At 62.4% G+C, this 16926-nt stretch carries 14 protein-coding genes and 1 tRNA gene; 11 read left to right on the forward strand and 4 right to left on the reverse strand.

The window, feature by feature from the left end:
* Nucleotides 1-64 precede the first annotated feature (64 nt).
* Nucleotides 65-2464, forward strand: coding sequence for a S9 family peptidase (locus CLU93_RS08800; RefSeq protein WP_099760784.1), 2400 nt, complete (start codon nucleotides 65-67; stop codon nucleotides 2462-2464).
* 136 nt (nucleotides 2465-2600) lie between these two features.
* Here the strand turns inward: CLU93_RS08800 and CLU93_RS08805 are convergent, their stop codons facing one another.
* Nucleotides 2601-3596, reverse strand: a complete 996-nt coding sequence (locus CLU93_RS08805) for a cytochrome-c peroxidase (RefSeq protein WP_099760785.1) — start codon at nucleotides 3594-3596, stop codon at nucleotides 2601-2603.
* A 208-nt stretch (nucleotides 3597-3804) separates the two neighbouring features.
* On the opposite strand from CLU93_RS08805, the gene CLU93_RS08810 reads away from it, so the two are divergent.
* Nucleotides 3805-4233, forward strand: a complete 429-nt coding sequence (locus CLU93_RS08810; protein ID WP_099760786.1) for a hypothetical protein — start codon at nucleotides 3805-3807, stop codon at nucleotides 4231-4233.
* A gap of 42 nt (nucleotides 4234-4275) precedes the next feature.
* On the opposite strand, the gene CLU93_RS08815 is transcribed toward CLU93_RS08810, so the two are convergent.
* Nucleotides 4276-5046 (reverse strand): hypothetical protein, encoded by a 771-nt coding sequence (locus tag CLU93_RS08815; RefSeq protein ID WP_257224913.1) that lies wholly within the window; start codon nucleotides 5044-5046, stop codon nucleotides 4276-4278.
* Nucleotides 5047-5165: 119 nt separating this feature from the next.
* On the opposite strand from CLU93_RS08815, the gene CLU93_RS08820 reads away from it, so the two are divergent.
* The 6 genes from CLU93_RS08820 (at nucleotide 5166) to CLU93_RS08845 (ending at nucleotide 12399) form a co-directional block, all read left to right on the forward strand.
* Nucleotides 5166-5241, forward strand: a tRNA-Phe gene (locus CLU93_RS08820).
* Nucleotides 5242-5524: 283 nt separating this feature from the next.
* A complete protein-coding gene (locus CLU93_RS08825) occupies nucleotides 5525-5866 on the forward strand; it encodes a hypothetical protein (protein WP_099760788.1) in 342 nt (113 codons plus the stop codon).
* Between the two features lie 84 nt (nucleotides 5867-5950).
* A complete protein-coding gene (locus tag CLU93_RS08830) occupies nucleotides 5951-8359 on the forward strand; it encodes an acyl-CoA dehydrogenase (protein WP_099760789.1) in 2409 nt (802 codons plus the stop codon).
* Between the two features lie 280 nt (nucleotides 8360-8639).
* Nucleotides 8640-9362 (forward strand): choice-of-anchor J family PEP-CTERM protein, encoded by a 723-nt coding sequence (locus CLU93_RS08835; protein ID WP_243420111.1) that lies wholly within the window; start codon nucleotides 8640-8642, stop codon nucleotides 9360-9362.
* A gap of 244 nt (nucleotides 9363-9606) precedes the next feature.
* On the forward strand, nucleotides 9607-10968 hold the full coding sequence (gene trhP / locus CLU93_RS08840) for a prephenate-dependent tRNA uridine(34) hydroxylase TrhP (protein WP_099760790.1): 1362 nt from the start codon (nucleotides 9607-9609) through the stop codon (nucleotides 10966-10968).
* A gap of 183 nt (nucleotides 10969-11151) precedes the next feature.
* Nucleotides 11152-12399, forward strand: a complete 1248-nt coding sequence (locus CLU93_RS08845) for a DUF819 family protein (protein ID WP_099760791.1) — start codon at nucleotides 11152-11154, stop codon at nucleotides 12397-12399.
* Between the two features lie 85 nt (nucleotides 12400-12484).
* Here the strand turns inward: CLU93_RS08845 and CLU93_RS27850 are convergent, their stop codons facing one another.
* A complete protein-coding gene (locus CLU93_RS27850; RefSeq protein ID WP_143451725.1) occupies nucleotides 12485-13081 on the reverse strand; it encodes a hypothetical protein in 597 nt (198 codons plus the stop codon).
* Nucleotides 13082-13344: 263 nt separating this feature from the next.
* Between CLU93_RS27850 and gdhA the strand changes: the two genes are divergently transcribed.
* Nucleotides 13345-14688: an NADP-specific glutamate dehydrogenase gene (gdhA, locus tag CLU93_RS08850; protein ID WP_099760792.1), complete on the forward strand. Its 1344-nt coding sequence runs from the start codon at nucleotides 13345-13347 to the stop codon at nucleotides 14686-14688.
* Between the two features lie 50 nt (nucleotides 14689-14738).
* Here the strand turns inward: gdhA and CLU93_RS08855 are convergent, their stop codons facing one another.
* A complete protein-coding gene (locus CLU93_RS08855; protein ID WP_096233711.1) occupies nucleotides 14739-15296 on the reverse strand; it encodes a flavin reductase family protein in 558 nt (185 codons plus the stop codon).
* Between the two features lie 160 nt (nucleotides 15297-15456).
* Here CLU93_RS08855 and CLU93_RS08860 point away from each other — a divergent pair, with 160 nt between their 5' ends.
* Together CLU93_RS08860 and CLU93_RS08865 are read left to right on the forward strand one after the other, a co-directional pair.
* Entirely contained in the window at nucleotides 15457-16086 is a 630-nt protein-coding gene (locus CLU93_RS08860) for a head GIN domain-containing protein (RefSeq protein ID WP_099760793.1), read from the forward strand.
* 42 nt (nucleotides 16087-16128) lie between these two features.
* Nucleotides 16129-16926 carry an enoyl-CoA hydratase gene (locus CLU93_RS08865; protein WP_099760794.1) on the forward strand — a complete coding sequence of 266 codons (798 nt, stop codon included), beginning with the start codon at nucleotides 16129-16131 and terminating at the stop codon, nucleotides 16924-16926.

The following is a 16926-nucleotide window of genomic DNA, read 5'->3' on the forward strand; positions in this document are numbered from 1 at the left end:
TCCGCTAGAATACCGGCCGCATAGCCTGTACCTTCACCATCCCCTTTTTTTAAAGCGATCCCCGATGCGTCTGGTTCTTCCCCTGCTGCCGCTCCTGCTGCCGCTGCTGCTCTCTCTGCTGCCCGCCGCCCATGCCGCCCCATCCACCACCGCAGCACCGACGCCCATCACCCTGGATCAGGCCATGGCCGATCCCGACTGGATCGGCACACCCGTCGAAGCGGCGTGGTGGGGCTGGAATGGCCAGCTGTATTACAAGCAAAAACGCCTCGGCTCGCCGTTGCGCGACACCTATCAATTGCCAGGCGCCAGCGCCAAACTGAATAGCGGCAAGCAGGTCGACGACGCGCAACTGGCCCATCTTGATGGCCAGCAGATGCGCGTCAACCGGGCCGGCACGCGCGCCATCCTGCTGCGCAACGGCGACTTGTTCGAGCGCGACCTGAAAAACGGCGCCTTGACGCAAATCACGCGCGGCGTCCCGGCCATCAGCGACCCGCAATATTCAAGCGACGGCGGCGCCGTGCAATACCGCAGCGGCAGCGACTGGTTCAGCTGGAGCCGCGTCGACCGCCTGAGCGCGCCCGTCGCCCTGCTGCGCACGGCCAAGGACCCGGACGCCAAGCCGGAAGCGGACGCGCTGCGCGAACTGCAACTGCGCCTGATCGTCAACCTGGCGCGCCAGAAGCAAGACCGCGACGCCAGCCGCGAGCGCCGCCACGAAGAGCGCCGCCTGGACGCCACGCGCGCGCCGGAACCGATCTATCTGGGCGACAAAGTCACCATTTCCGGCAGCGCCCTGTCGCCGGATGGCCGCTGGCTGCTGTTCGTCACGCAAGACAAGGCCGCCGAGAAGGGCAAGCTGGGCAAACTGGCCCGCTACGTCACGGAAACGGGCTACCCGGAAGCGGACGACGAGCGCACGCGCGTGGGCCGCAACATGCCGATTGCGCAAAGCCTGAAACTGGCCGACCTACGCACGGGCCAGGTGCGCGACATCGCTTTCGACAGCCTGCCCGGCATCGCCGTGGACCCGCTGGCGCTTCTGCGCGCCGAGCAAAAACTGCCGCCGTTGAAAGGCAACCGCCCCGTGCGCATCGACGCCCAGCGCGACGGCATCGCCTGGACCGATGACGGCAGCAAAGTAGCCGTGCGCGTGCGCGCCATCGACAACAAGGATGGCTGGCTCGCCAACGTCGACCTGGTCAACGGCGCCCTGCTGCCCGTGCACCGCATCAGCGACGCGGCCTGGGTCAACCGCCGCGCCGAGGAATTTGGCTGGCTGCCCGACAATGCCACGCTGTGGTACCTGTCCGAGGAAAGCGGCTACGCCCACCTGTACACGAAGACGGGCGCCGCTCCGGCGCGCGCCTTGACCAGCGGCCAGTGGGAAGTGAGCGCCGTCGAATGGAGCCGCGACGGCAAGAGCGCCTATTTTATGTGCAACCGGCAGGCGCCAGGCACGTATGAAGTGTGCGCCAGCACGGCCAGCGATGGCGGCGCACGCGAAGTGACGAAGCTGAAAGGCGTGGAAAATTTCGGCCTGTCGCCCGATGGCAGCAAGTTGCTGCTACGCTATTCGACCAGCTATATGCCGGCCCAGCTGGCGACGGTTTCCGTTGCAGGCGGCAAGGCGAATATTTTGACGGATACGCGCAGCGAGGCCTTCAAGGCGCGCAGCTGGGTCATGCCGGAGCTGGTGCAAGTACCGTCCACGCATGGCGCAGCACCGATCTGGGCCAAGCTGTACCGTCCCGCAAAACTGGAAGCAGGAAAACAGTATCCGATCGTGATGTTCGCCCACGGCGCCGGCTACCTGCAGAACGTGACGCAGCGCTACCCCGTCTACTTCCGCGAACAGATGTTCCACAACCTGCTGGTAGAGCAAGGCTATATCGTGCTCGACATCGACTATCGCGCCTCGATGGGCTACGGCAGCGCCTGGCGCACGGCCATCTACCGCCAGATGGGTCACCCGGAACTGGAAGATTTCATCGACGGCGCCAACTGGCTGGCGCAGCAGCACCAGGGCGACATCAAAAATGTGGGCATCTATGGCGGCAGCTATGGCGGCTTCATGAGCCTGATGGCCCTGATGCGCGCCCCGGAAGTCTTCAAGTCCGGCGCCGCCCTGCGTCCCGTGACGGACTGGACCACCTACAACCACGAGTACACGGCGAACATCCTGAACACGCCGGACATCGATCCGCAAGCGTACAAAATATCGTCGCCGATCGAATACGCCGACAAGCTGACGGGCCACCTCCTGATCGCCCATGGCATGATCGACGACAACGTGTTTTACCAGGATTCCGTGCGCCTGTCGCAGCGCCTGATCGAGCTCAAAAAGGATAACTGGGAAATGGCCAGCTACCCGATGGAACGCCACGGCTTCGTGCAGCCGGAAGCGTGGTATGACGAGTACCGCCGGATTTATCAGCTGTTCCAAAGAACCTTGAAGTAATCGTCATTGCCCGGCTCGCTCGGTAAAAACTGTCGGATTACGCGAGGCGAGGCCTCGCTAATCAGACCTACTCGCTCAGGCGTAGGTCGGATTAGCGGCGCAGCCGCGTAATCCGACACCCCCACACTACAATTACTCAGTCAAACGGCACGGGCCGCGGCGTCGTGTCCGACGATGGCGGCAGGATCGGCAGCACGAGCTGCGGCTGCTTGCCCGTCAGGGTTTTCAGGAAAGCCACCAGCTTGGCGTTTTCATCGGGCGCAAACGTGCGGCCCAGTTGCAAGCGGCCCATCACGTCGACGGCTTGCGTCAGGGTCGCCGCTTCGCCATCGTGGAAGTAGGGATACGTCAATTCCACGTTGCGCAGGGTCGGTACCTTGAAGTTGAAACGGTCAGCATCCTTGCCCGTCACGGCCGAACGCCCTTGCGCCGTCATCGCCGTTTTATACGGTTCCACCACCCCCATCTTCTGGAAAGTATTGCCGCCCACGGCGGGACCGTTATGGCAGGCGATACAGCCGCTCGATTTGAACAGCTGATAGCCTGCCAGCTCGTCTTTCGTCAGCGCGCTTTTCTTGCCCATCAGCCATTGGTCGAAGCGGGAACCGGGGGTTACCAGCACTTCCTCGAAGGCGGCGATGGCGCGCGTGACTTGCTCGATGGTCAATTTATCCTGGCCAAACACTTGCCGAAATTCCGAGCGGTAGGCGGGAATCGAGGCCAGCACGTCGATGGCCAGCTCGTGCGTAAAAGCCATCTCGCCCGGATTGGCGATGGGCCCGCCCGCCTGTTCCTGCAAATCCTTGGCGCGGCCATCCCAGAATTGCGCCACGTTCATGCTGGAATTGAGCACCGTGGGCGAATTGATGGGCCCGCGCTGCCAGTTGTGGCCTATCGAGGTCTTGATGTTGTCCGTGCCGCCCATGCTCAGGTTATGGCAGCTATTGCAGGAAATAAAGCCCGAGCGCGACAGGCGCGGGTCGAAAAACAGCTTTTTACCCAGTTCGACCATCGCCGGATTGGCCACCTTGGCGGCGGTGATCGGCTGGATCGGTTCCTTGTCGGCGGCGTGCAGCACACCGCCGAAGGCCAGGCTGGTGATGAAGAGGAAGGGTGAGAGGGTGCGGCGCATAGTCTAACTCCTGGAAACATTCCCGAATCGGCGGCACGCGCCGGCGCGGGAATGCAGCGCACCGGCCCGGTTGCCACCCGTACATCGCTAGTTGGATGTTGATTTATATTAACTTTGACTGCTTGGCAATGAAAATGACGGGGATCAAGGATAGTCCAGCGCGCGAATCGCGCTTGCCATTTGGGCAAGCGTGGCACATGATGAAGGCATGAAAACGCCTACCTACTCCGTCCTACGCGCCGCGTGCGCCGCCATCCTGCTGCTGGTCACCAGTGCCTGCGGCAGCGCCCCTACGCAAAATGATGCGCCGCCCGCCCCCGGCAATGCCAGCTTGCTGGCGCAAATCCAGGCGGAAGTGGGCGCCGCCGCCTGCAATTCCACGCAGCAATGCCACACCCTCGCCATCGGCGCCAAGGCCTGCGGCGGGCCCGAGCGCTACCTGGCCTGGTCCAGCAAGGACTATGACGGCAAGAAACTCAAGGCACTGGCCCAGGCGCAAGCCGAGGCGAGCCGCAAGCAGCAGCAGGCGGACGGCATGATGTCGACCTGCTCCATCGTCACGGACCCGGGCGCCACCTGCGAAGCGGGACGCTGCGTGCTGCAAAAGAGCGGCCTGGGCGGCAGCTCGGCGATGTAAAAAAAGCCGCTGGATCAGCGGCTTGCGTGATTCTGTAACAGGTCAGGACTGCAGCTGCAAGGTCTTGATGATCTTGCTGTCCACCTTCTCGCCCGCGCCGGACATGGCACTCCGGCTTTCCTTGCGCAGCAACAATAAATGGTCACCGCTGACGCCATACTGGCGCGTCTCGTCCATCTTTTGCGTAAAGCTGATGACGACGAAAGCGCGTCCGCTGACGTCAAAGTGGAAATGGCTTGCCAGCGGCGTGCCGTCGGCGGCGATCCACACCTCGAGGCCGCCTTCGAACTTCTTCACATACTTGCGGTCCTTTTCCGGTACCTTGTCGAGCGACAAGGTAAAGCTGAGCAGGCGCGCGGGCTTGCCCTTGTAGTTATCCATCTTCTCGCCGCTGAACACGGCTTCCTCGATTTCGCGCGACAGGGCATCCGCCGCCGACACCATGGAACGCAGCTCCGTCGCCTTCATTTCTCCCAGCGCAAAGCCGATCGGCGTCTTGACCTTCGGATCTTTCACCCTGGCGCGCTGCTCGGCTTCCACTTTCGCCAGCACCTCCTTACTGTAGAGCACCTGCAAGCCCGCCGGCCCGCTGTCGACAGCCACCGTGGCCTGGCCGCTATCGTCTTCCGCCGCCTTGCCCTCGCCCTCGCGGCGCCAGGTTTTCGATTCGACCTGCGCCTTGATCGGCATCTGCCCCTGCAAACGCGCCAGCGCTGCGTTCAGATCGGCCAAGCCATCGGCCCGCGCCGTACCGCAAAACAAACTGAACAAGCCCGCAGCCGCCAGGCCTTGCACTCCAATACATCGCTGCATCGCCACATCCCTTCAGGTCATACAAAGATGCCAAAACACCATGTTTTGGCCATCTGTTGCATTTGAACACAGCTAGCTCTGGTCAGGTGGAAAGTCTTTCTGCTATAATTCGCCGCCTTGGCCTGGTAGCTCAGTCGGTAGAGCAGAGGATTGAAAATCCTTGTGTCGGTGGTTCGATTCCGCCCCGGGCCACCAAGAATTAAGCAGTACATAGCAAAAAGCCACCTTCGGGTGGCTTTTTTGTTTTCCTTTGCACAAAACTTCCCTCACCCCACCGCTGTGTACGCAAACGTACGGACAGCCGCCGCCCAAGAGCCCATGCTGCAGGCAGACCACACACCCCTCCGCCGCCAGCGCCCTGCGCGACGCGGCAGACGGGTCGCCTGGTCAGCTCTCCCCGCCATACCGCCATGCGAAACTCGCGCCCGACGCCGTCGAGCCGTTCCGTACATAACGGCACACTGCCAAAGGATGCATCATGAAACCTACCCTGATATTGCTCGCGCTCGCCTCTACCCTCGCCTTGACCGCTTGCCAGCGCGAAACGCCACCCGCGCCGACCGTCGTACAAGTCGTTCCCGGCCCGGCCGGCGCGCCTGGTCCTGCCGGCGCTACCGGTGCCACGGGCGCTGAAGCCCCTGCCGGCGCGACGGGCGCCACCGGCGCCACGGGCCAGACCGGCGACAGCGGCATGCAAGGCAACGATGGCGCCAAGGGCGACGCTGGCACCGCCGGCGATGCAGGCGCCAAAGGCGACACGGGCGCCAAGGGCAAGACGGGCGAGACGGGCGACACGGTGATTGTCGTTCCACAACGCTAATCCGAGCGACACCGGACACCACAACGCCAACCCTTGCGGTTGGCGTTGTGCGTATGCGCTGTACCGCACAGTAACATCGGCCATATGCGCCTACCCTGTACTCATTACACAGGGAGATATCGCATGCTGACGATCATACTGATGGTGGCCCTGCTGGGTCTGCTTGCACTGTTCGCGCCCGGCCCCGTGCGCCGCGCCCTGCTTGCTCCGCGCCTGCTGGCCCTGTTCAAGCGCATCCTGCCAACGATGTCCGGCACGGAACGCGACGCCCTCGAGGCGGGCACCACGTGGTGGGATGCCGAGCTGTTTTCCGGCCGGCCCGACTGGACAAAACTGCATGCCTATGGCCGCGCCTCGCTCACTGCCGAGGAACGCCATTTCCTCGAGCACGACGTCGAACGGCTGTGCGAACTGGTCAATGACTGGGAAACGCAGCAGCAACTCGACTTGCCACCGCAGGCGTGGACCTACATGAAAAGCCAGGGTTTCCTCGGCATGATCATCCCGAAACAATATGGCGGCAAACAGTTCTCCGCCTACATGCATTCGCAGGTGGTCATGAAACTGTCGAGCCGCTGCTCGGCGCTGGCGGTGAGCGTGATGGTGCCCAATTCGCTGGGGCCGGCAGAACTGCTGCTGCACTACGGCACCGAAGCCCAGAAAGATTACTATCTGCCGCGATTGGCCGCCGGCACCGAGATTCCCTGCTTTGCCCTGACCAGCCCGTATGCGGGTTCCGACGCGGCCGCCATTCCCGACCTGGGCGTGGTGTGCATGGGCATGCATGAGGGCCGCGCCACCGTGGGTTTCCGCCTCACCTGGAACAAGCGCTACATCACCCTGGCGCCCGTGGCGACCTTGCTGGGCCTGGCATTCCAGACCAGCGACCCCGACCATCTGCTCTCCGACAACGATGCACCGGGCATCACCTGCGCCCTGATCCCCGCCAGCCACGACGGCGTGGTAATCGGCCGCCGCCACCATCCGCTCAATGCCGCATTCCAGAACGGCCCTACGTCCGGCAACGATGTCTTCATCCCCATCGACTGGGTCATCGGCGGCCAGGCGCAAGTGGGCAAAGGCTGGCGCATGCTGATGGAATGCCTGGCGGCGGGGCGGGCAATCTCTCTGCCCTCGTCCAGCGTAGGCATGGGCAAGATGGCAGTGCGCGGCACCGGCGCGTACGCTGCCGTGCGGCGCCAGTTCAACATGCCGATCGGCAAGTTCGAGGGAGTGCAGGAAGCGCTGGCGCGCATGGGCGCCAACCTGTATCTGATGGATGCGGCGCGTACCCTGGCCGCGCACGCCGTCGACCTGGGCGAAAAGCCGGCCGTCATTTCCGCCATCGTCAAATACCACGTCACGGAACGGGGACGCGCGCTCGTCAATGATGGCATGGACATTCTCGGCGGCAAGGGCATCTGCGTGGGGCCGAACAATTTCCTCGCCAGCGCCTACCAGCAAATCCCCATCGCGATCACCGTCGAAGGCGCCAACATCCTCACGCGCAGTCTGATCATCTTCGGCCAGGGCGCCATCCGCGCGCATCCGTATGTACTCAGGGAAATGGCCGCCGTCAGCGAAAGCGACGGCCGCAAGGCCGTGCGCGATTTTGACGCTGCCTTCTTTGGCCACGTGGGCTTTGTGCTGGGCAACCTGGCCAGAGGGCTGTGGTACGGACTGGGCGGCGCGCGCCTGGCGGTCGTGCCCGACGCCGGCGCGCCCGCACTGGCCCCCTACTACCGCGCGTTGACGCGGCTGTCGACGGCGTTTGCCGTCATGACGGATATGTCGATGTTCGTGCTTGGTGGTGAACTCAAGCGCCGCGAACGGCTGTCCGCGCGCCTGGGCGACGTGCTGGCGCAGCTGTACCTGGCGTCGTCCGTGCTGAAGCGTTACGAGGACGATGGCCGGCCCGAGGCCGACCTGCCCTATGTGCACTGGTCGCTGCAAGATGCGCTGGTGAAGGCGCAGCAAGGCTTGACGGGCGTGCTCGACAATTTCCCCGCGCGCGTGCTGGCCGTGTTGCTGCGCACCTTGCTGTTCCCGTTTGGCCTGCCCCACCATCCGCCGTCCGATGAACTGGGCAGTGCAGTGGCGCTGGCCCTGCAAACGCCGGGCGCCGACCGCGAACGCCTGCTGGCCGACGGCCATGTGGCCAGCGATAGCGGCGATCCCGTGGCTTGCGCCGAGCGGGCGCTGGTCTTGCTGCCGGAAGTGCAGTCCATCGAAAAGCGCCTGAAAGACACGCCCGAAGGCGCGGCCTTGCGGCACCTGCCGCAAAGCCTGTCCGCCATGCAGCCATGGCTGGCGGCGGCGATGACGGCAGGCACCGTCAGCGGCCAGGAGCACAATACTTTGCTGGAATTCGCGCGCCTGGTCGATGGCTTGATCCAGGTCGACGATTTTCCACCGGCCGCGGCGCTCCCGGGCCGCGCCTTTGCATACAGCGCCGGCGGCAACAGTCCTGCGGGCGGCAGTCTCGCGGCATAGGCTGCACGCTCCTCACCGGGCCAGGCTCTCGGGCGATACCGCCCAAGACCGCCAGGCCGTGCCTGACCGTCAACAGAGCCAGCCCTCGGGTTGGCTCTGTCATTTTAACAACATGCTTTTCATTGCCCGCGCCTTTCTCCCGCAGAGCGATGAGGGTGCGCATAAAAACAGATAGCAATAGTTGTATTTATTGTTAGCAATTTTATTAATATTGGTGTTATCTTGATTGCAACGCTCACACGCGTTACTACGATTACCCACTATTTCTTGATGGAGGTTCATGATGTCTGTCACGTTCAAATCCACGTTGCTTTCCACGCTTGCCCTGACCCTGGCCTTCAGCCTTAGCAGCACTGCCTCAGCCGATGCCTTGACTGAAAATTTCGATGACGGCCTTCCCGCTGGCTGGACCGTGAACAACCTGAGTTCGCCTGTCGGTTCGACCAGCTGGTTTCAGGGCAACCCATCGGTGTTCAACGCGCATCAAGGCGCAGCCAACTCCTATCTGGCAGCCAACTTCAATAGTGGCGCTAACGTGTCCGACATCAGCACCTGGCTGATCTTGCCCACCTCGACCTACCGCAATGGCGACACGCTGTCCTTTTTTACCCGCACGGAGGATATGTCGTTCTATCCGGATAACCTGGAAGTGCGCTTCAGCAATGTCGGCGGTACCGATGTCGGCAACAGCGCCAGCAGCGTGGGCACCTTCTCGACGCTACTGCTGAGCGTAAACCCGAGCCTGGGCCTGTTCGGCTATCCGGAAACGTGGACGCAATACAGCGTCACCCTGAGCGGCTTGTCGAACGCGACCACTGGCGCCCTGGCCTTCCGCTACCTGGTGGGCGACGGCGGTCCGATTGGCGATAACTCGAACTTCATCGGCATCGACACCGTGAACATCACCTCCGCCGTGCCGGAACCCGGCACGTACATGATGCTGGGCATGGGCCTGGGCATGCTCGGCTTCCTGCGCATGCGCAAACGCAAGCACCTGGCCTGAGTCGCCAAGCAAGGATTTGCCAGCGGCAAGTCCTTGCAGCGCCAGCACTGGAACCCAGGCCCGAAGAGGATGGCGCCCGGGGCTGGCGGTTTTTATGCGCTGCTGGCGACCTGGAGCACAGCGCTCATCGAGGCGTACCGCGCCTTAGGCCTGAAGTTGCCTGACAGCACATGTTAATCCCTTGACCCAAGGCAAGGCAATCTGGCGCCAGCCCGCATAGAATGGCCGGCTTTGCCCCTCGCCCATGCGCCACGCTCCCGAACTTCTCCTGCCTGCCGGCTCACTGGCCAAGATGCATGCCGCCTTCGACTATGGCGCCGACGCCGTCTATGCGGGCCAGCCGCGCTACAGTTTGCGCGTGCGCAATAACGATTTTTCGACCTTGCAAGCCTTGCAGGAAGGAATTGATGGCGCGCATGCGCGCGGCAAGCAATTCTTTGTCGCGAGCAACATCTTCGCCCACAATGCCAAGCTGAAAACGTATTTGCACGACATGGAACCGGTGATCGCCATGCGCCCGGATGCCCTGATCATGGCCGACCCGGGCCTGATCATGATGGTGCGCGACAAGTGGCCGGACGTCCCCGTGCACCTGTCCGTGCAGGCGAATGCCGTCAACTGGGCCGATGTGAAGTTCTGGCACCGCATGGGTTTGACGCGCGTGATTCTGTCGCGCGAACTGTCGCTCGACGAAATCGAGGAAATCCGCCAGCGCTGCCCGGAGATGGAACTGGAAGTGTTCGTCCACGGCGCCCTGTGCATTGCCTATTCGGGCCGCTGTTTGCTCTCCGGCTACTTCAATCACCGCGACCCGAATCAGGGCACCTGCACCAATTCCTGCCGCTGGGATTACAAGGTGAAAAATGCCTCGGAAGACGCCAGCGGTGACCTGGGCGGCATGCAGGTGGTGCCGCTGGAATTTCACCAGGCGCTGGCCGAGGCCGACAACAATGCGTTTTCCGCCCTGCACCAGCAGCCGCGCCACCCGCTGGCCGACCAGCCCTACTTTATCGAAGAAGCCCAGCGCCCGGGCCAGCTGATGCCGATCCTCGAGGACGAGCACGGCACCTACATCATGAATTCGAAGGACTTGCGCGCCGTCGAGCATATCGAGCGCCTGGTGAAAATCGGCGTCAATTCGCTGAAAGTCGAGGGCCGCACCAAGTCGCTGTACTACGCGGCGCGCACGGCGCAAGTCTACCGCCAGGCCATCGATGACGCCGTGGCGGGCCGTCCCTTCGACATCAGCCTGCTGGGTCAGCTGCAAGGCCTGGCCAACCGCGGCTACACGGACGGTTTTTATCAACGCCATCACACGCAAACGCACCAGAACTACATGCGCGGGGCCTCCGAGGCGGACCGCAGCCAGTATGTGGGCGACGTGCTGGGCGTGACGGACGGCTGGGCCAGGGTGGAAGTGAAAAACCGCTTCGCCGTGGGCGACCGCATCGAGGCCCTGCATCCGGGCGGCAACCGCGATTTCACCATCGCCCGCATGCTCAGCGACGACGGCAAGGAGATCCAGGTCGCGCCCGGCAGCGGCCACTTCGTGCGCATCGAACTCGACGGGGCGCTGGACAAGGCCTTGCTGGCCCGCTATTTGTAACCGCCAGTCTGGCAAGCGGTGTGGCGAGCAGTTTCCAAGTGTTTGATTTGACAAGTAAAAATCCGCACATCGCCGCTTAAACAATTTGTTCAAGCCTCAACATTGCTATACGATACGGCCACCCTGCGCCCGGGGCCGTTATCGGAACCCGGTGCGTCCCTGACACGTTCACCGGAATCCCCGATGCCACCTGCCACACCCGCCCTCATCACCAACGACGCCGTCGTCCTCGGCCTGCTCGCCATGACCCTGGGGGCCGTCTTCTGGACAGCCTCCCGCGCGGACGGCTTCTGGAAAAAGTTCTATACCTATATCCCGTCGCTGCTGATGTGCTACCTGATCCCGGCGCTGCTCAACACCTTCGGCATCATCGACGGCAACGCCTCCGGCCTGTACGCCGTGGCGCGCGACTATCTGCTGCCCAGCGCGCTGGTGCTGCTGTGCGTGGCCATCGATTTCGGCGGCATCATCCGCCTCGGCCCCAAGGCCATCATCATGTTTCTCACAGGAACGCTCGGCGTGATGCTGGGCGCCCTCGTCTCGTTCGAATCCTTGCGTTTGATCCACCCGGAAACGGTGGCGGGCGACACCTGGCGCGGCATGACGACTGTCGCCGGTTCGTGGATAGGCGGCGGCGCCAACCAGGCGGCCATGAAGGAAGTGTTTGAAGTCGATGCCACGCTGTTCGGCCAGTTCGTCGCCGTCGACGTGCTGGTGGCCAACGTCTGGACGGCCGTGCTGCTGTTCCTGGCCGGCCGCGCGGGCGCCTTCGACCGCTGGACGGGCGCGGATTTATCCGCCATCAATGCGCTCAAGGACAGCATCGAAAGTTATCGGGCCCAGCACGCGCGCATCGCCACCTTGACCGACATCATGATCATCCTTGGCGTGGGCCTGGGCGTGACGGGCCTGTCACACTTCCTGGCCGGCCCCATCATCAGCTGGATCGCCACCCTGCCGGCCGAGTGGCGCTTGCAGGATTACAGCCTGACATCGAACTTCTTCTGGATCGTCGTGCTCGCCACCACCTTCGGCCTGCTGCTGAGCTTTACCCGCGCGCGCAGCCTGGAAGGCGCGGGCGCCTCGACCATCGGCTCGGCCATGCTGTACGTGCTGGTGGCCACCATCGGCATGCACATGGACTTGAAAGCCCTGTTCGACAAGCCGTTCCTGTTCCTGCTGGGCCTGATCTGGATCGCCGTGCATGGCGGGCTGATGCTGCTCGTCGCCAAGCTGATCCGCGCGCCCCTGTTCTTCATGGCCGTCGGCTCGCAAGCGAACATCGGCGGCGCCGCCTCGGCCCCCGTCATCGCCAGCGCCTTCCACCCATCGCTGGCACCCGTCGGCGTGCTGCTGGCCGTGCTGGGCTACGCGCTGGGCACCTATGGCGCCTACATCACGGGTTTGATACTGCGCGGCATGGCGGGGTGACGCTCCTGACAGCACAATGACGACAACGCCAGCCTTCGGGCTGGCGTTGTCGTTGGTGGGCTGCGCAAGGAGGGCGACGGGGATGTCACTTGGTCGGGCACTTGCCATTACGGCACATGTAAAAAGCCGCTTTCAGTTTGCACTCGGATACACTGAGAAACAAGGGCGCAAGACCTTGCTCATCGGTAATGCCTGTTTGATCGTATCCGCAACCTGTCACGTGATAATGCATACCGGCCACGCCCGCGCCATCCGTCGGGCGCAACAAGCGAGGACTGCGGCCATATGGCCCGCTTCCCACCACCCGCACAAATCGCATGCGCTCGGGAGTGATGGGAAATGACGCCCGTATGAATCCGGATCGCCCATGCGCATCTGTCACACCTTTCAGTGTGGCGAGAAATGGTGTTTCTGAGGCTACCGATTTCGACGGTGCATAGACGTCGAGTGAATACGGTGTATTGACGAGAATTTCTTTCGTCTCCGTATCGAGCAGTTGAAAATGGCATCCATACGCCCCCTCCCCTGCCATGGGCAAGCCATCGACTGGTGTCGGCCTGCATTCATAGCTTGAGGCCGATGCCACCACTGGCACTGTCTTTGTTACACATCCGGAAAGCATGTGCGCGCAAAGCAAGGTGATGACGATAGGCGCGCTTTTAGTGGCAAGACACTTGAACATAAGGATTCCCCCATTCAAAGTTGGCGAACAGCAAGTCATTCTTGCCTGACTACCCACAGGGGTGATTGGGATCTGTCAATCTTTCAATAAATAGGCAATTCTTAAAAACTCACCAGACCACTACCTGTTTTGCCGCGCCGGCCAGCCGGAAAATGCGCCCCATAATGTAGCAGAAACCCCTCAAAACCAAATTTCTGCACCATTTTCGTGCGAAATCTGCGATGATAGTTGCCCAAATAACCGATTACCTCCATGGAATTCTGATGAAATACGCATCTGCTCACGAGTATGTCCAGCATGTCGCCGCACGCAATCCAGGTCAACCCGAGTTTCTGCAAGCCGTCACCGAAGTCATGGAGAGCTTGTGGCCGTTCCTGGAACAGCACCCGAAATACGCGGAACAAGGCTTGCTGGAACGCTTGATCGAGCCGGAGCGCGTGGTGATGTTCCGCGTGTCGTGGGTCGATGACCATGGGCAAGTACAAGTCAATCGCGGCTACCGCATCCAGCACAGCATGGCCATCGGGCCGTACAAGGGCGGCATCCGCTTCCACCCTTCCGTGACCCTGTCGGTGCTGAAATTCCTCGCCTTCGAGCAAACATTCAAGAATGCGCTGACCACGTTACCGATGGGCGGCGGCAAGGGCGGCGCCGATTTCGATCCGAAGGGCAAGAGCCCGGGCGAAGTGATGCGTTTCTGCCAGGCCTTCGTCAGCGAACTGTTCCGCCACGTGGGCTCGGACACGGACGTGCCGGCCGGCGACATCGGCGTGGGCGGGCGTGAAGTGGGTTATATGGCCGGCATGATGAAAAAACTCAGCAACCGTGCCGACTGCGTGTTCACGGGCAAGGGCGCCAGCTTCGGCGGCTCGCTGATGCGGCCGGAAGCGACGGGCTACGGCACCGTATATTTCGCCGAAGAAATGCTGAAAACGCGGGGCCGCTCGTTCGAAGGCATGCGCGTGTCCGTGTCCGGTTCGGGCAACGTGGCGCAGTACGCGGTGGAAAAAGCCATGGCCATGGGCGCGAAAGTCATCACCGTCTCGGATTCGAGCGGCACCATCATCGATGAAGACGGTTTCACGCCAGAAAAACTGGCCATCCTGATGGAAATCAAGAACCATCTGTATGGCCGCGTCAGCGACTACGCCGAACGCACGGGCGTGCGCTTCGAAGCGGGCGTGTCGCCATGGCATGTGCCGGTCGACATCGCCCTGCCCTGCGCCACGCAGAATGAATTGAACATCGACGATGCGCGCACCTTGATCGCCAATGGCGTGCAGTGCGTGGCCGAAGGCGCCAACATGCCCACCACCATCGAGGCAGCCAAGGCATTCGAGGCGGCCGGCGTACTGTATGCGCCGGGCAAGGCCAGCAATGCGGGCGGCGTGGCGACTTCCGGCCTGGAAATGAGCCAGAACGCGGCCCGCATTTCCTGGCCGCGCGAAGAAGTCGATGCGCGTTTGCTGCAGATCATGCAAGGCATCCATGCCGCGTGCAAGCAATACGGCACGCGCGCCGATGGCACCGTCAGCTATGTCGATGGCGCCAATATCGCCGGCTTCGTCAAAGTGGCCGATGCGATGCTGGCGCAAGGGGTGATTTAAGCGTCAACAATGTCGTCGGATTACGCGCGGCATAGCCGCGCTAATCCGACCTACAACATTTCAGGTTTCATCAAGCTCTTGCGGCTGATCGTGCGGCCCGACACCATGAACTCGCCGTTGCCCCGGTAGTGCAGGGTTTCGGGCAGCTTGGGCGAGGTGGCCACGTGGGCTTTCACGCACTCGAAGATGAAGAAGCCGCCCTTCGGGTTGCCCGCCACCTGCGCCAGCTTGCATTCGAAGTTGGCGTAGCACTCGGCGATCAGCGGTGCGCCCACCAGCTCGGCCGGCTGCGGCGTCAGGCCGAAGGCGGTGAATTTATCCGTGTCTTCGCCGCTGCAATTGCCGATGGCGACCACCTGATCGACCATGTCGGCCGTGGGCAGGTTGATCACGCATTCCATGCTGCGCTTGATCATTTCGTAGCTGTGGTTCGCATCGGAAATGAAGCAGCCCAGTAACGATGGCGTGAATTCCATCAGCATGTGCCAGGCCATGGTCATGACGTCGCTCTCGCCCTTCCAGGTGGAGCTGACCAGCACCACCGGCCCCGGTTCGAGGAAGCGGCGAATATCGGCGACGGGATAATCTTCTTTGTGATAATTTTTCATCTGGTCTCCAGGACGCGGTACGCCATAGCATAGCCCAACGGCGCCTTGCCGGGCGCGCGGCTGTCATCCGCGCCGCGATTTGTGCCGTTCATCGCAAATTTCTCCCCAATGGAGATGTTGCACAATAGAATACACTGATCAACTACTCAAGGAAACCGCCATGCGCCCTCTGTTCCTGTTGTCAGTCCTGTCCCTCGCCTGCCTCGCTACCGTCGCGCATGCCGACGAGCAAACCCGCACGGTCGGCGCCTTTAACGCCATCGACATCCGCGGCCCCATCAGCATCGAAGTCGAATCGGGCAAAGAGCAGACCCTGCTGCTGCGCGGCGACCAGAAATTCCTCAGCGGCGTGATTACGGAAGTGGTCGATGGCGAGCTGAAAATTTCCATGAAGGACAAGGACATCAAGAAGACCGAGGGCGACCCGCGCGTCATCATCACCATGCCCACCTTGCGCAAGCTGATCGCGGAAGGCGCGGGCGAGAAGATCTTGACCAAGCTCAATGGCCCAAGAGTCGACATCAGCTACAAGGGCGCGGGCCGCCTGGCCGCCGATGGCCAGGTCGACTGGCTGCGCCTGAAGGCGCAGGGCGTGGGCGAAGTCGATACGAAAGCCTTGCTTGCGAAAAACGTCGACGTCAATTTCGAAGGCATCGGCTCCGTCAAGGTGTATTCCTCGGGCGAACTGAACGCCGTGGTGCGCGGCATGGGCGAACTGACGTATTACGGCAAGCCGAAGATCGTGCACAAGTCGGTCGCCGGCATCGGCAGCGTCAATGCCGCCAAATAAGATTTCCTAAAACAACAAGGCCATCAGGCCACTGGAGACCGCATGACCGTTTTACACGATACCGACGCACCGCTGGTGCTGCGCGAGGATGAGGCTGGCCTCGTCACCCTGCGCCTGAACCGCCCCCTGCAATTCAATGCCCTGTCGGAAGCCATGCTGGCGGCGCTGCAAAAAGCGCTGGACACCATCGCGCAGCAGCCGCACGTGCGCTGCGTGGTGCTGGCCGCCGAAGGCAAGGCCTTTTGCGCGGGCCACGATTTGCGCCAGATGCAAGCTACGCGCCAGCTTGATTATTATCAGACCCTGTTCGCGCAATGCTCGCGCGTGATGCAAGCCATCCAGGCCTTGCCCGTGCCCGTGATTGCCCGCGTGCACGGCATCGCCACGGCGGCCGGCTGCCAATTAGTCGCCAGCTGCGACCTGGCTGTGGCGGGCGCGTCCGCGCGTTTTGCCGTCTCCGGCATCAACGTGGGCCTGTTCTGCGCCACGCCATCGGTGGCCCTGTCGCGCAACGTCTCGCCCAAACGGGCCTTCGACATGCTGGTGACGGGCCGCTTCATCGACGCCGACACGGCCGCCAACTGGGGCCTGATCAACGAAACGGTGGCCGATACGGCGCTCGACGAGGCCGTGGCGCGCCTGGCGCAGCAAATCATGGCAAAAAGCCCGACGGCCATCCGCTACGGCAAGGCCATGTTCTACCGGCAGCGCCAGTTGCCGCTGGACGACGCGTATGCGTATGCGGGCGACGTGATGGCGCGCAACATGATGGAAGAGGATGCGGACGAAGGCGTCACCGCCTTTTTAGAGAAGCGGCCGCCCAGCTGGGCGCGGCCGTAA

This window comes from Janthinobacterium sp. 35, from assembly GCF_002754575.1.
GTDB classification, from domain to species: Bacteria; Pseudomonadota; Gammaproteobacteria; order Burkholderiales; family Burkholderiaceae_D; genus Janthinobacterium; species Janthinobacterium tructae.

Bases quoted from the DNA above. Each gene is read 5' to 3' on its own strand.
- CLU93_RS08800 (WP_099760784.1), top strand. From the start codon at position 65: ATGCGTCTGGTTCTTCCCCTGCTGCCGCTCCTGCTGCCGCTGCTGCTC.
- CLU93_RS08805 (WP_099760785.1), bottom strand. From the start codon at position 3,596: ATGCGCCGCACCCTCTCACCCTTCCTCTTCATCACCAGCCTGGCCTTC.
- CLU93_RS08810 (WP_099760786.1), top strand. From the start codon at position 3,805: ATGAAAACGCCTACCTACTCCGTCCTACGCGCCGCGTGCGCCGCCATC.
- CLU93_RS08815 (WP_257224913.1), bottom strand. From the start codon at position 5,046: ATGCAGCGATGTATTGGAGTGCAAGGCCTGGCGGCTGCGGGCTTGTTC.
- CLU93_RS08825 (WP_099760788.1), top strand. From the start codon at position 5,525: ATGAAACCTACCCTGATATTGCTCGCGCTCGCCTCTACCCTCGCCTTG.
- CLU93_RS08830 (WP_099760789.1), top strand. From the start codon at position 5,951: ATGCGCCTACCCTGTACTCATTACACAGGGAGATATCGCATGCTGACG.
- CLU93_RS08835 (WP_243420111.1), top strand. From the start codon at position 8,640: ATGATGTCTGTCACGTTCAAATCCACGTTGCTTTCCACGCTTGCCCTG.
- trhP (WP_099760790.1), top strand. From the start codon at position 9,607: ATGCGCCACGCTCCCGAACTTCTCCTGCCTGCCGGCTCACTGGCCAAG.
- CLU93_RS08845 (WP_099760791.1), top strand. From the start codon at position 11,152: ATGCCACCTGCCACACCCGCCCTCATCACCAACGACGCCGTCGTCCTC.
- CLU93_RS27850 (WP_143451725.1), bottom strand. From the start codon at position 13,081: ATGTTCAAGTGTCTTGCCACTAAAAGCGCGCCTATCGTCATCACCTTG.
- gdhA (WP_099760792.1), top strand. From the start codon at position 13,345: ATGAAATACGCATCTGCTCACGAGTATGTCCAGCATGTCGCCGCACGC.
- CLU93_RS08855 (WP_096233711.1), bottom strand. From the start codon at position 15,296: ATGAAAAATTATCACAAAGAAGATTATCCCGTCGCCGATATTCGCCGC.
- CLU93_RS08860 (WP_099760793.1), top strand. From the start codon at position 15,457: ATGCGCCCTCTGTTCCTGTTGTCAGTCCTGTCCCTCGCCTGCCTCGCT.
- CLU93_RS08865 (WP_099760794.1), top strand. From the start codon at position 16,129: ATGACCGTTTTACACGATACCGACGCACCGCTGGTGCTGCGCGAGGAT.